Annotated in this window: 12 protein-coding genes and 2 tRNA genes; 7 read left to right on the top strand and 7 right to left on the bottom strand. The window is 38.9% G+C overall.

Features of this window, described 5'->3' with window-relative positions; all coding sequences use genetic code 11:
* Position 1: 1 nt before the first annotated feature.
* Positions 2 to 142: a transposase gene (locus tag GJU39_RS20470; protein ID WP_456238481.1), complete on the top strand. Its 141-nt coding sequence runs from the start codon at positions 2 to 4 to the stop codon at positions 140 to 142.
* Positions 143 to 385: 243 nt separating this feature from the next.
* Here the strand turns inward: GJU39_RS20470 and GJU39_RS20465 are convergent.
* From GJU39_RS20465 to GJU39_RS20455, 3 genes are all read right to left on the bottom strand, one after another.
* Positions 386 to 469 (bottom strand) — tRNA-Leu (locus GJU39_RS20465).
* A 49-nt stretch (positions 470 to 518) separates the two neighbouring features.
* A tRNA-Gly gene (locus GJU39_RS20460) sits at positions 519 to 591 on the bottom strand.
* Between the two features lie 93 nt (positions 592 to 684).
* Positions 685 to 1,173, bottom strand: a complete 489-nt coding sequence (locus GJU39_RS20455) for a regulatory protein RecX (RefSeq protein WP_154282862.1) — start codon at positions 1,171 to 1,173, stop codon at positions 685 to 687.
* A gap of 62 nt (positions 1,174 to 1,235) precedes the next feature.
* On the opposite strand from GJU39_RS20455, the gene GJU39_RS20450 reads away from it, so the two are divergent.
* The 3 genes from GJU39_RS20450 to arsC all read left to right on the top strand — a co-directional run bounded on the left by GJU39_RS20450 (position 1,236) and on the right by arsC (position 4,769).
* Complete coding sequence (locus GJU39_RS20450; RefSeq protein WP_154282861.1) at positions 1,236 to 3,695, top strand: bifunctional UDP-N-acetylmuramoyl-tripeptide:D-alanyl-D-alanine ligase/alanine racemase; 2,460 nt, start codon at positions 1,236 to 1,238, stop codon at positions 3,693 to 3,695.
* 128 nt (positions 3,696 to 3,823) lie between these two features.
* Positions 3,824 to 4,414 carry a DUF502 domain-containing protein gene (locus GJU39_RS20445; protein ID WP_154282860.1) on the top strand — a complete coding sequence of 197 codons (591 nt, stop codon included), beginning with the start codon at positions 3,824 to 3,826 and terminating at the stop codon, positions 4,412 to 4,414.
* A gap of 10 nt (positions 4,415 to 4,424) precedes the next feature.
* Positions 4,425 to 4,769 (top strand): arsenate reductase (glutaredoxin), encoded by a 345-nt coding sequence (arsC, locus tag GJU39_RS20440; RefSeq protein WP_154282859.1) that lies wholly within the window; start codon positions 4,425 to 4,427, stop codon positions 4,767 to 4,769.
* Positions 4,770 to 4,928: 159 nt separating this feature from the next.
* On the opposite strand, the gene GJU39_RS20435 is transcribed toward arsC, so the two are convergent.
* The 3 genes from GJU39_RS20435 to GJU39_RS20425 all read right to left on the bottom strand — a co-directional run bounded on the left by GJU39_RS20435 (position 4,929) and on the right by GJU39_RS20425 (position 7,827).
* Positions 4,929 to 5,426 carry a hypothetical protein gene (locus tag GJU39_RS20435; protein ID WP_154282858.1) on the bottom strand — a complete coding sequence of 166 codons (498 nt, stop codon included), beginning with the start codon at positions 5,424 to 5,426 and terminating at the stop codon, positions 4,929 to 4,931.
* Positions 5,427 to 5,591: 165 nt separating this feature from the next.
* Positions 5,592 to 6,299 carry an LOG family protein gene (locus tag GJU39_RS20430; RefSeq protein ID WP_154282857.1) on the bottom strand — a complete coding sequence of 236 codons (708 nt, stop codon included), beginning with the start codon at positions 6,297 to 6,299 and terminating at the stop codon, positions 5,592 to 5,594.
* A 19-nt stretch (positions 6,300 to 6,318) separates the two neighbouring features.
* On the bottom strand, positions 6,319 to 7,827 hold the full coding sequence (locus GJU39_RS20425; RefSeq protein WP_154282856.1) for a sodium:solute symporter: 1,509 nt from the start codon (positions 7,825 to 7,827) through the stop codon (positions 6,319 to 6,321).
* A gap of 218 nt (positions 7,828 to 8,045) precedes the next feature.
* Here GJU39_RS20425 and recR point away from each other — a divergent pair, with 218 nt between their 5' ends.
* The 3 genes from recR to GJU39_RS20410 all read left to right on the top strand — a co-directional run bounded on the left by recR (position 8,046) and on the right by GJU39_RS20410 (position 10,858).
* Positions 8,046 to 8,663 (top strand): recombination mediator RecR, encoded by a 618-nt coding sequence (recR, locus tag GJU39_RS20420; protein ID WP_154282855.1) that lies wholly within the window; start codon positions 8,046 to 8,048, stop codon positions 8,661 to 8,663.
* A gap of 173 nt (positions 8,664 to 8,836) precedes the next feature.
* Complete coding sequence (locus GJU39_RS20415; RefSeq protein WP_154282854.1) at positions 8,837 to 9,658, top strand: SDR family oxidoreductase; 822 nt, start codon at positions 8,837 to 8,839, stop codon at positions 9,656 to 9,658.
* Positions 9,659 to 9,997: 339 nt separating this feature from the next.
* Positions 9,998 to 10,858 (top strand): alpha/beta hydrolase, encoded by an 861-nt coding sequence (locus GJU39_RS20410; protein ID WP_154282853.1) that lies wholly within the window; start codon positions 9,998 to 10,000, stop codon positions 10,856 to 10,858.
* A 212-nt stretch (positions 10,859 to 11,070) separates the two neighbouring features.
* Here the strand turns inward: GJU39_RS20410 and GJU39_RS20405 are convergent, their stop codons facing one another.
* Positions 11,071 to 12,030, bottom strand: coding sequence for an ion channel (locus GJU39_RS20405; RefSeq protein WP_154282852.1), 960 nt, complete (start codon positions 12,028 to 12,030; stop codon positions 11,071 to 11,073).
* Between the last annotated feature and the right edge of the window lie 271 nt (positions 12,031 to 12,301).

The raw sequence follows: 12,301 nt of genomic DNA, 5'->3' as shown, positions 1-12,301 counted from the left end.
CATCCTGAACTTCTTTATCAACAGGGCGACAAATGCATCGGCAGAGTCTTTCAATGCAAAGGTCAAGGCATTCAGGGCTACTTCCAGAGGGGTACGTGATGTGAAATTCTTCCTGTTCAGGCTCTCAAAGATATATGCTTAAAATTATCCCCCCCAAGAATTCCGCTTGATCCGCATTCAGGGCTACTTCCAGAGGGGTACGTGATGTGAAATTCTTTCTGTTCAGACTCTCAAAGATATATGCTTAAAATTATTCCCCCCAAGAATTCCGCTTGATCCCATAAAATCCAATGGTTCCGCTTGATCCGGGTTGTGCCCGGAGTCGAACCATAAAACAAAAAGCCCTGATTTTCATCAAGGCTTTCATTTCGATTTTTTTTTGAAGTACTCGGGGCGGGAATCGAACCCGCACGCCTTTGAAAGCACAGGATTTTAAGTCCTGCGTGTCTACCAGTTCCACCACCCGAGCAGGCGATTAACCTTTAAAAATAAATGCCTTCTGGTAGGAAGACATTTAGAGCGAAAGACGAGATTCGAACTCGCGACCCCGACCTTGGCAAGGTCGTGCTCTACCAACTGAGCTACTTTCGCATGAACAAAACCGATATGCTGTTTCGTTTTGGTGATGCAAATATAGACAGATTTCTATTTCTGTCAAGGGATTTTTTATTAAAAATTTAATATTTAATTTAAATTGCTGGCTTTCAGTGCAAGTAAAATTAAATCACTTTCAAAACCACGGCCCTGAAGATAGGTCATGAGCTTCATTTTTCTTTTTAAAGGGTTAGATTCAGCAATAGTATTTGCTTTTTTAATAACCAGACTTTCCAAAGTCTGCATATAATCGTTGTCATCTAAACTGTACAAAGCCTTTTGCAGAATCCTGTCAGGAACCCCTTTTAACTTTAACCCCTGTTTAATTTTTACGCGTCCCCATTTTTTAATATTGAATTTACCTGAAGCATAAGATTTTGCAAACCGCTCTTCATTCAGAAAATTGTTTACAATCAGCTCTGACAGAATTTCTTCCAATTCATCTCCACGCATTCCCCATTCCACTAATTTGTATCGAACTTCCTTTTGTGAGCGTTCCTGGTAAACACAAAAACTTTCTGCTTTGGCTAGCGCCTGTTTTTTGTCTAATATTGCCGTCTCTTGTTTGCCGCTTTTCATAATTAATTGATGAAATTCGTAAAAATAATAGCGATTGAAGTATTTTTTTGAATATAATTATAATGCAAAACCCGATTTACACCATTTCCACCATCGCTAAAATTCTTCAGGCTGATGTTAAATTAGCCAATGAACAAACCATCATTCAATACCTGATTGTTGATAGCCGTTCGGTGCTGGTGCCTGAAAATTCTTTGTTTTTTGCCTTATCTTCTCATCGGAATGGGCATGAATTTATCGGAGATGCTTACCATAAGCAAATCCGGAATTTTGTGATAACCGAAGAGAAATACATTGCATTATATCCCGATTGCAATTTTATTCTTGTTGAAGATTCACTAAATGCATTGCAAAAGCTCGCCACCGAGCATCAGCAGCGATTTAATTTGCAAAAAATCGCAATAACAGGAAGTAATGGGAAAACTATGGTAAAAGAATGGCTGTATCAGCTTCTGGCTGCAGATTTCAATATTATTCGGAGTCCGAAGAGTTATAATTCTCAGATTGGTGTACCCCTTTCTGTCTGGCAAATCAATGCGGATCATACTTTAGGTATCTTTGAAGCGGGTATTTCCGCCGCAGGAGAGATGGATACACTTGCTGAGGTTATCCAGCCTCAGATTGGAATTTTAACTAACATCGGAGAAGCACATGCAGAAGGCTTTGCTTCCAAAGATGAAAAATTAGTGGAAAAGCTTAAGCTTTTTAAGGAAAGTGAATTATTTATTTATTCTCCTGATTACGTTTATGGACAGGATCTTTCAGCACTGCCCGGGCAAAAGAAATTTACCTGGAGCAGTACACAGGGTGCTGATCTTCGGATTATTGCAATAGCGCCTGTTGATGGCAACTGCCATTTGCAGGCCATCTATCAAAATCAGGAAATCGATTGTCTGTTGCCATTCAAAGATAAGGCGTCCATCGAAAATGGAATTATCTGCTGGGCGACTTTGCTGGCATTAGGCTATTCGGCTGCGGAAGCCGGCCTACGCCTGGGGCGGTTAAGCCAGGTGAGTATGCGTCTTGAACTGAAAAATGGCATTAACCAGTGTTCCATCATTGATGATTCTTATAGCGCCGACATTTCTTCCCTCGCTATTGCACTCGATTTTTTGAATCAGCAAAATCAGCATCCTAAAAAAACTGTTATTCTTTCCGAGTTGTTTGAAACCGGTAAAGATGACCAGGTTTTATACACCGAAATTGCTGATTTACTGGCGCAGAAAAAAGTAAGCCGTTTGATTGGAATTGGTGCCCATCTAGCCCAATACGCTGCTCTTTTTAAATGTGAAACGCTATTTTTCGAAGATACAGATGCTTTTATTAGCGATTTTGCAAACCTGCAATTTAGCCATGAAACAATTTTGGTAAAAGGGGCAAGGCGTTTTGAATTTGGGAGAATCAGCAAAATGCTGACTCAAAAAATACACGATACCGTATTGGAAATTGATTTGAATGCCATGGTGAGTAACCTGCAGTTTTACCGTTCGAAGATTAAACCCGGCATTAAAATTATGGCAATGGTGAAAGCGTTTTCTTATGGAAGCGGAAGCTTCGAAATTGCCAACTTACTTCAGTTTCACAAGGTTGATTATCTTGCGGTAGCTTATGCTGATGAAGGAATTGCATTACGTAAAGCCGGAATCACCTTGCCCATTATGGTGATGAGCCCCGAAGAATCTGCTTTCGAAGCCCTCATCAAACATCATTTGGAGCCGGAAATTTATAGCCTGGAGATTCTGAATAGCTTTTTAAAGGCACTTCCGGAAGGCACTTCAAATTATCCGGTTCATTTAAAAATTGATAGTGGAATGCACCGTTTAGGTTTTGATGATGCTGAAATTGCTAACCTTTCTTCGGTGTTAAAAAATAATCACCAGATTAATGTTCAAAGTGTTTTCTCTCATCTGGTGGCGAGTGCAGAAGCAGAACATGATGGTTTTACGCGGCACCAGATTGATACTTTTAAAGTGGCTGCCGAAAAACTGATCGATGGTTTAGGATATAAGCCCTTATTGCATATTGCAAATACGTCTGGCATAAGCCGCTGGCCGGATAGTCAAATGGATATGGTTCGTTTGGGGATTGGATTATATGGCTTCGATGCCGGCTTGAACCATAATCAAGGTTTACAAACGGTGATCGTTTTAAAAACTACCATTACGCAGGTGAAAACAGTAGGAGTAGGCGAAAGCGTGGGTTATAGCAGAAAAGGTGTAATGCCAAATGGCGGTAAAATTGCAACCGTAAAAATCGGCTATGCTGATGGTTATGGACGTGCATTCGGAAACGGAACCGGTAAAATGTTAGTGAACGGACAGTTGGTGCCTACAATAGGTTCCATTTGTATGGATATGACGATGCTTGATGTTACGGGTTTGGAGGTAAGTGCTGGTGATGAGGCCATTGTATTCAATAAAGAACATACCATTATGCAGCTGGCAGAAGATATCAACACCATTCCTTATGAAATTTTAACAAACATTTCTCAACGGGTAAAACGGATTTACTTTTATGAATAAATGGTTCATTGGTTATTTGATTAGAACATGGGCAGAATAGCGCGCTATTATTATTTAGCTGATGGCCTATTAAACAAATGAACCATTGAACGGGCAACAAATGAACAATTTTTGCATAAGTTTGCAGCATGAATAAAGTAGGGAAAGGCATTTTAAACTATTTAATCAAAGGTTTATTAATCGTTGTACCCATTGCTGTGAGTATTTTTATCGTGGTTTGGGCGGTTACAACGGTAGATAGCTGGTTAAACGTAAATAATATACTTGGGGTAAATCCCCGTACAGGCGAAAGCAGAAACATTCCAGGCTTAGGGCTTCTTACCGTTCTAACCATCATTCTGCTCGCCGGAATCTTTGTGACCAATTTGGTTACGGAACCGATGTATAACTGGTTTCAGCGGATGATGCAACGGTTACCGCTCCTCAATTTTATTTATTCCTCTATTAAAGATCTTACAGAGGCTTTTGTAGGCGATGAAAAGAAATTTAATCACCCGGTATTGGTTGAAGTGGAAGGAGGATTAAGAAAAATTGGTTTCCTAACGCAAAACGATTTGCATAAACTGGAGTTGCCAGATGATGTAGCCGTTTATTTTCCCTTATCATATTCTTTTGCGGGTCAGCTTTGTATTGTTAAACGAGATAAGGTTACCGATTTAAATATGAGTGCTGCCGATGCCATGAAGTTAGTAGTGAGTGGCGGCGTGAGCGGACTTTAATATACTCGGAATGATCCAGATTTATCACAACAACAGGTGTACAAAAAGCCGTCAGGCGCTGGCAGAACTGGAAAGTAGCGGGAAAGCTTTTGAGGTGATTTATTATCTGGAAACACCGCTAAATAAAATTCAGCTAAAAGGGCTGCTTTCTAAGCCTGGAATTGCGCCTTTTGATTTGATTCGTAAAGGCGAGAAGATTTTTATTGAAAACTATAAAGGTAAAATTTTAACAGATCCAGAATGGATTGATGCGATGGTTGAGCATCCGATTCTGATTGAAAGACCGATTGTGGTTTCTGGTAATAAGGCTGTTATTGCCAGACCAACAGAGAAAATTAACGAGATTTTGGTTTAGTGTTAAATATTTTCGATCATAAAATATCCCTGCTTCTTTTTTTCTGCCGCTAAATCTAAGCACCTTGCTGTTTTGCGTTAACGATGGAAGCGGCATCCTTTTTGGATTTTTCTTCTAAAAAGATATAGCGGACAGCGTGTTAAAACGCCATAAAACAAGCTAAAAAATACTTCTGCCAGTAGAAAGAACAACCATCAAGATAATGAAAAGGTAAAGGATTCGGGTGTAATATTCCCGGATAAAGAGCCCCGCCACAATCAAAAGATCATCTTCAATGTTGCTGTGAATGAGTCCGCCACCGGATGAGGAATTATAAATAACCTGCTTGTCTTTATGATTATTGACAGACCAACGGCTCAGCCAGCTATTCTGGTAACTCCAATCGAACTCTTCTCCAGACGTGCAAAAAATCTTTGCTTTAAAGCTGATCCAATCGTAACGGATGATGGCTAATACCTCATTTTTTTGATTGAATATTCTGGTTTCGGGATTTGAATAACCTTCACTTCGTAATAAGTAAATAGCCTCTTGTGTAGTGGCTATGGCAGAATTTTTGAAAGAACTGAAATTAATAGAGAACTTTAGGAACGCATGCTCCGATACCTGATAATTACTATCAAATAAACCTTTTCTCCAATGCAATATTTTCTCGATCACTTCCTGGGTTTCCTGTTAGACTGCCAAATAAACGAATCGTTACAGCAAATGTTGTAAATAAAAAAAGTGCCTGCAAAAACAAGCACTTTCTAATGATTAAATCCTGAATGATCCGGTTATTGGATGATTATTTCAGTCTTGTAACAGGCGTCTTTAATCCTGGTTTTAGAAGTTAGGTTTTAATACATATTTATCATAGAACCTAAAAATGTGCTCTGCAGCCTCCTCAGCGGTATCTACCAGTCTGAATAAGTTTAAATCTTCTTCGTGAATGTTATGCTCTTTCTGCAACATGGTGCCTTTAATCCAGTCGATTAAACCACTCCAGTAATCTTTACCTAACAATACAATCGGGAACCTGGCAATTTTACCCGTTTGAATTAAGGTAAGCGCCTCAAACAACTCATCCATGGTACCAAAACCACCTGGTAAAACCACAAAACCCTGGCTGTATTTCATGAACATTACTTTGCGGACGAAGAAATAATCGAATTCCAATAGTTTATTGTGATCGATGTATTTATTATGGAACTGCTCAAATGGCAACTCGATATTTAACCCTACTGATTTACCTCCGTTATTGTAGGCACCTTTGTTACCGGCTTCCATAATGCCCGGCCCGCCACCGGTAATTACACCATAACCACGATCGGTTAAAAGCTTGCCGCATTGCTCGGCCAATTGATAATATCTATTTGTTTCGGCGGTACGTGCTGATCCATAAATGGTTACGCATGGACCAATTTTCGCTAATTTTTCAAAGCCATCGACAAATTCGGCCATAATTTTGAAAATCTGCCAGGAATCCGTTACTTTAATTTCTTGCCAGTCTTTATTTTCAAAGGCACTTCTGATTTTTTCTTCACTCGTCATATATACTGTATGCTAAATATTAAAATCTGGTTTGCGCGTCAGTCTTTTTGCTGATGAAAAGCAAACCAATAAATGTGATTAAACCGTTAATTAAAATCAGTTCAACACTAAAAACGTAACCGCCCAGCAGGGTAGTTGAATACGTGGAAAGCAAGTAACATAAAAAAGGCGATAATATGCAAACTATCGGGACTAATTTATCGTGCAAACCACGTTTTTTTACAAATAATCCAAAACTATATAAACCCAAAAGCGGGCCGTAAGTGTAGGACGCAATAGTGAAAATTAAGCTTACTACCGATGAACTGTTTAAGGCATTAATTACAATAATCACCAGAAACATTAAGATCGAAAAAGCCACGTGAACGGTGTGGCGCTTTTTAACTGCATCTTTCGCATTGGCGTTTTCTGCTTTTGCCATGCCCAAAAAATCTACACAAAAAGAGGTGGTCAGCGCTGTTAAAGCCGAATCTGTTGTGGCAAAGGTTGCGGCCGTTAAGCCCAGCATAAAGATAATAGCGGGTATTGCTCCAAGATTATTTAAGGCAATTTCGGGGAATAATAAGTCTGTTCTCGGCTTTCCGCTAAAGTGATCCAAAGGAATATCGATGCCATTTTTAGCAGCGAAGATATAGAGTAGGGCACCAACGCTTAAGAAAAATACATTCAGAATTACGAATACACCAGTAAAGGTAAACATGTTTTTTTGCGCCTCCTTAATGGTACCCATACTCAGGTTTTTTTGCATCAGATCCTGATCTAAACCCGTCATGGCGATTGTTACGAAAATACCGCCTATAAACTGTTTGCTGAAGTAAAATTTGTTTGTTAAGAAATCATCTAAAAAGAAGATTTTTGAATAACTGCTGCTTTTGATCGTTTCGAAAGCTTGTGGAATATCAAAATTCAGACTGCTGCATATAAAATAGATGGTTAAAAAAACTGACAATACCAGGAAAAACGTTTGGAGGGTATCGGTAATGATGATGGTTTTTAAACCGCCTTTAAACGTATAAGACCAGATTAATGCCAGCGAAATGAGTACCGTGAGCCAAAACGGTATGCCATAATTATCAAAGATAAAGCGTTGTAAAACGATCACTACCAGGTACAACCTCGTTGCCGAGCCCAGGGTTCTGCTCAGCAAGAAAATAGATGCGGCAGTTTTATAGCTATAGTGCCCCAAACGCTGCTCGATATAGCTATAAATCGATGTCAGCTTCATTCTGTAATAGAGGGGAAGCAAAACCGTAGCGATGACAATAAAGCCAACCGCATTGCCTAAAACGAATTGAAAATACTGGAACTGGTTTCCGGCAGGGGCACCAACTTCTCCCGGAACGGAAATAAATGTTACGCCTGAGAGTGCCGTTCCAATCATTCCGAATGCCACCAAATACCATTTAGAGTTTCTGTTCGCTATAAAAAACGAAGAATTATCAGAAGCATCCTTAGAGGTAACAAATGAAATGATGATCAGAACGAGAAAATATCCAATCAGGAAACATAAGAGTATAGTTGGCGACATGGTTTTGTTTTAAGCTGCTAAATGTATGAAATTACAAATTAATTTGGTAGTTGTTGGGTTCAATAGTTCATTTGCTCAACGGGATATAGTTTTAGTTTAAAATGGTTTCTTAGCTTCTTTTATGAAATTAATACCCTTGATTAACCCGGGCGCCCGCTATAAATGAACCAATGATAAATGACAGATGAACTAATAAACATTTTCCATATTTTTGCGCTATGAATTTTTCATCCAAACTGCTTGAAGATGCGGTAAACGAATTCTCTAAATTACCTGGTGTAGGACAAAAAACGGCTTTGCGTTTGGTATTACATCTTTTAAATAAAGAACAGGAGGAAGTGAACCAGTTTGGCAATACTTTTATAAAGCTTAAACAACAAATTAAACATTGCAGCATTTGTCGTAATATTTCAGATTTTACCGTATGCGAAATTTGCACATCCTTAAAGCGAGACAAAGAAACCATTTGTGTGGTGGAAGATACGCGGGATGTGATGGCGATCGAAAATACCGGCCAGTATTTCGGCGTTTACCATGTTTTAGGTGGATTAATTTCGCCAATGGATGGCGTTGGTCCGACTGATCTGTTTATTGATGGGTTGGTTTCGAGAGTAGCAGCCGGCGGAATTAAAGAAATTATTTTAGCACTAAGCCCCAACATGGAAGGGGATACAACACTTTTCTATCTGTATAAAAGATTAAAAGAATTTCATATTCCGGTAACCACAATTGCACGCGGTATTGCCTTTGGAGGAGAGTTGGAATATACCGATGAAATTACGCTTGGCCGTTCGATCATCACGCGTGTGCCTTACGAAACCGCAATGATGAAGTAAATAGTCTGTAGTCGGAAGTCTAAGGTCGGAAGTCCGGATAAAGAAGAAAACAACATAAAAATATGCGCCAGTCTTGATACTAATAATTGCATATATACCCAATCTTGATACTTGATACTTGGTACTTGCTACTTGCTATTAACTACTTGCTACTAAATACCCCATACTAAAAAATGAATTTAAAAGATAAAGTAATCATCATCACTGGCGCATCCAGCGGAATTGGCAAAGCATGTGCGGAAGAGTTTGCAAAACGTGGAGCGAATCTGGTATTAGCTGCCCGTCAATATGTAACGCTTTGCGAAATTACTGCCGGTTTAGAGAAAAAATATAACATCAGAGCAGTTGCCGTTCAGGCCGATGTAAGTAACGAGGCGGATTGTGAATTGATTATCAAACAGACTTTAGTCTCATTCCAGAAAATCGATATTTTAGTGAACAACGCTGGTTTATCCATGCGTGCGCTTTTTAATGATGTCGACTTATCGGTGCTTAAAAACCTGATGGATGTCAATTTCTGGGGTACGGTTTATTGTACAAAATACGCGCTGCCGGAAATTTTAAAAACTAAAGGAACCGTTGTCGGCGTTTCATCCATTGCCGGTTACAGGGGCTTGCCTGGCAGAACAGGCTATTCAGCTTCGAAATTTGCCATGAATGGTTTTATAGAATCATTACGTACCGAATTATTAAATACCGGTGTGAACGTGTTGCTCGCTTGTCCTGGATTCACCGCATCGAATATTCGGGTCACTGCATTATCAAAAAATGGTGTCGCACATGGCGAAACGAGTATGGATGAAGGTAAAATGATGTCGTCAGAAGAAGTAGCAAGCCATATCGCGAACGGAATTGAACAGCGTAAGCGCACCCTAATCATGACTGGTCAAGGTAAATTGGCCGTGTGGATGAATAAATTATTTCCAGCGTTTGTAGACAAGAAAGTTTTTGATTTGTTTGCAAAAGAGAAGAATCCGTTGATTAAAAGCCGGTAGGGGAGCAGAAAGGTTAAAGAGCAGAAAGGTTAAAGCTGAAAGGTTAAAGCGGAAAGGTTAAAGAGCAGAAAGGTTAAAGAGCAGAAAGGTTAAAGCTGAAAGACTAAAGCGGAAAGCCTAAACTGAAGATTATAATATCTTCGTTTATTTGAGCACTTGCAAAAATAAATGCGCAATGGAATGGTCCATGGTTTTATGCACCCTGTCTTGATACCTGATACTCAATACTTGATACTTAATACTCAATACTTGATACTCAATACCAGCTACTACCTTCGCCACCTAAAAACCACAATCCTCAAAATTCCGTTTATTTACTTTTGATCGAAACTTCTCTGTATGCTTAAAAACCTGGTTCTGGTAATGCTCCTATTGCAAACGATAATAACCTCTGCTCAGGTTAAAGCGGTTAAAAATATTAACTACGCTGGCAATACCGAGGTTAAAAATACACTGAATATCTTTTATAAAAATGATGGCGTAAATGATAAACCCGTATTAATTTTTATTCATGGTGGATCATGGAGTAGTGGAAAAAAGGAAACGTATTGGTGGCTGGGAAGAAATTTTGCCAGAAAAGGAATCGTTACCGTAATTATCAATTATCCACTGGCTCCGGATGCTCAGTATGGCAAAATGGCCGAAGATTGTGCTTTAGCAGTCAAGTGGGTGCAAAATAATATCAACAATTACCAGGCAAGTGCTGAGAAAATTTTTGTGATGGGGCATTCGGCGGGTGCGCATTTAAGCGAACTGATTAACGCCGATCCGCAGTATTTTAAGAAAGTTGGCATAAAAAATCCGATTAAAGGTGTAATTCTGAATGATCCGTTTGGTCTTGATCTTTTTGAATACCTGACTACTGCTGAAAAAGATAATTTTTATTACGATTTCATCAGGACGTTTACCACAAAACCAGCGGTATGGAAACTTGCTTCACCGATGAACTATGCAGACAATATTAAAAATCCGCATCTACTCTTTTACGGAGGCAAAACTTATGGTTCCATTAAACTTCAAACGCCAGGGCTCTACGAAAAATTAAAAGCGAATAGTGTGCCTGCTGATATCAGAGAAGTGAGCGGGAAGAGCCATGTGCCCATGATTAGTCAGATGATCTTTGGTGGAAATGATTTGTATAAAGAGATTGTGGCGTTTATATTCAATGCTTCGTCCTTGCGAGGCAGGAAGCAATCTTAAAGCAATAGTTTTTACTGAGGATTAGAAATCCTCAGTTTGATCGGTCAGGAAAGAATTTCCTGACCAACGAGAGTAACTATAACTGGTTGAAGCATTACTACGATTTATGGTTTTTGTAAACTAATAATTAGAAGTCCTCAGTTTACCGGATTAGGAAAAAAATTCTGACCAGAGTTATTAAATATATCAGGTTTTAAAATCTCGCTATTAATTTAATAGTCCTGTGAAGATTCAACCAATTTTTCAATGTTATCAAACCTGCTGAAATCCAGAACCATTTTCCCTTCCTTATTGTGGTAGTGCATGAGTTCAAATTTCGAATCCCATTCAATGTCTTCATCCTGATAGCTGGTTCTGGTGTGAATGGTTTGTGCAAAAGTATCATCAAAAGCTTTTAGGATGAGTACAATCTCTACTTCGGCTATCCTTAATTCTTCCAGCGTTTTTTCAAATAATAAGCTGTCTTCCGTAATGGGATGAACAATTGTCCAGTTGAGTGTAAGTACGCTGATTTTATCTCTTTCCAGTTCCATTGGATAAAAACTACGCTTAAGTTTCCCGTCAACAGTTTCATTGTAAGTCATAAACATCTGTGCTTCAATATCTATTAGTGCATTTTTGCGAAGATTAACCAATCTGCACATCAAGCCTGTATGATTCTGATAAGGTGCAATTACCATCTTTTTACTAAAAGATATTTTAGAAGTAGGCCTGCTGAAGCGGCCGTAAAGTAAACCTGTTGCCAGTGCAAAGGCCAGCAAACCCAACATACTTTCGAAAGCCGCCAGCACACTGGTAATAAAGCCCTGCGGAGAAATATGTCCGTAACCTACTGTAGAAATGGTTTGTGCAGAAAAGAAAAAAGCATCAAAAAACTGATCCCGAAGGGTAATGCCTTTTGCACCGTTTAAATTTTCTATTCCAACGAGGTTATATGCAACAGCAAAAAGTGTGTTCACAATGAGGTAGGTAATCAAAATCACCAGGAAGAAACGTGGCCAGCCCATGGTAACTAATCGCGTATAGGTATCATCAAATTTAAACCAGGGCAAGCCTGTTCGCTCAATATTCGGTGTCCCGTCTGTGCTTAAAACGCGCTGATTTTTGATCACGGGAGTGGAGCCGAAACCTAAATCATCATTAAACTGTACTTTTCTGCGAAAGAAAGCCATATATTTTTAGAAAGATTTTGGAATTATAAAAAAGTATATCAATATTTGTTCTATACAAACATGATAATTAAAAACTTAAATAACAATTGGTGGTGGCATAACGAAATTCGTTAGGCAAATTCTATTGTTATATATTTTAAAATATTTTATACAAAACGAAGAGGATTGCCCAAAAAGCAATCCTTTTTTTATGCATTTTTTTTAACAGCAACTCCGGATTAACAATAGGAAAGACGGTAAATATAATTGAACACAAATTACGCAAAAGGAA

It is taken from the genome of Pedobacter petrophilus, from assembly GCF_009674725.1.
Classification (GTDB): Bacteria; Bacteroidota; Bacteroidia; order Sphingobacteriales; family Sphingobacteriaceae; genus Pedobacter; species Pedobacter petrophilus.
This window is presented reverse-complemented; position numbering and strand designations above follow the sequence as displayed.

Excerpts from the sequence above, each read along its gene's own strand:
- GJU39_RS20455 (WP_154282862.1), bottom strand. The coding sequence starts at position 1,173 with ATGAAAAGCGGCAAACAAGAGACGGCAATATTAGACAAAAAACAGGCG.
- GJU39_RS20450 (WP_154282861.1), top strand. The coding sequence starts at position 1,236 with ATGCAAAACCCGATTTACACCATTTCCACCATCGCTAAAATTCTTCAG.
- GJU39_RS20445 (WP_154282860.1), top strand. The coding sequence starts at position 3,824 with ATGAATAAAGTAGGGAAAGGCATTTTAAACTATTTAATCAAAGGTTTA.
- arsC (WP_154282859.1), top strand. The coding sequence starts at position 4,425 with ATGATCCAGATTTATCACAACAACAGGTGTACAAAAAGCCGTCAGGCG.
- GJU39_RS20430 (WP_154282857.1), bottom strand. The coding sequence starts at position 6,299 with ATGACGAGTGAAGAAAAAATCAGAAGTGCCTTTGAAAATAAAGACTGG.
- GJU39_RS20425 (WP_154282856.1), bottom strand. The coding sequence starts at position 7,827 with ATGTCGCCAACTATACTCTTATGTTTCCTGATTGGATATTTTCTCGTT.
- recR (WP_154282855.1), top strand. The coding sequence starts at position 8,046 with ATGAATTTTTCATCCAAACTGCTTGAAGATGCGGTAAACGAATTCTCT.
- GJU39_RS20415 (WP_154282854.1), top strand. The coding sequence starts at position 8,837 with ATGAATTTAAAAGATAAAGTAATCATCATCACTGGCGCATCCAGCGGA.
- GJU39_RS20410 (WP_154282853.1), top strand. The coding sequence starts at position 9,998 with ATGCTTAAAAACCTGGTTCTGGTAATGCTCCTATTGCAAACGATAATA.
- GJU39_RS20405 (WP_154282852.1), bottom strand. The coding sequence starts at position 12,030 with ATGGCTTTCTTTCGCAGAAAAGTACAGTTTAATGATGATTTAGGTTTC.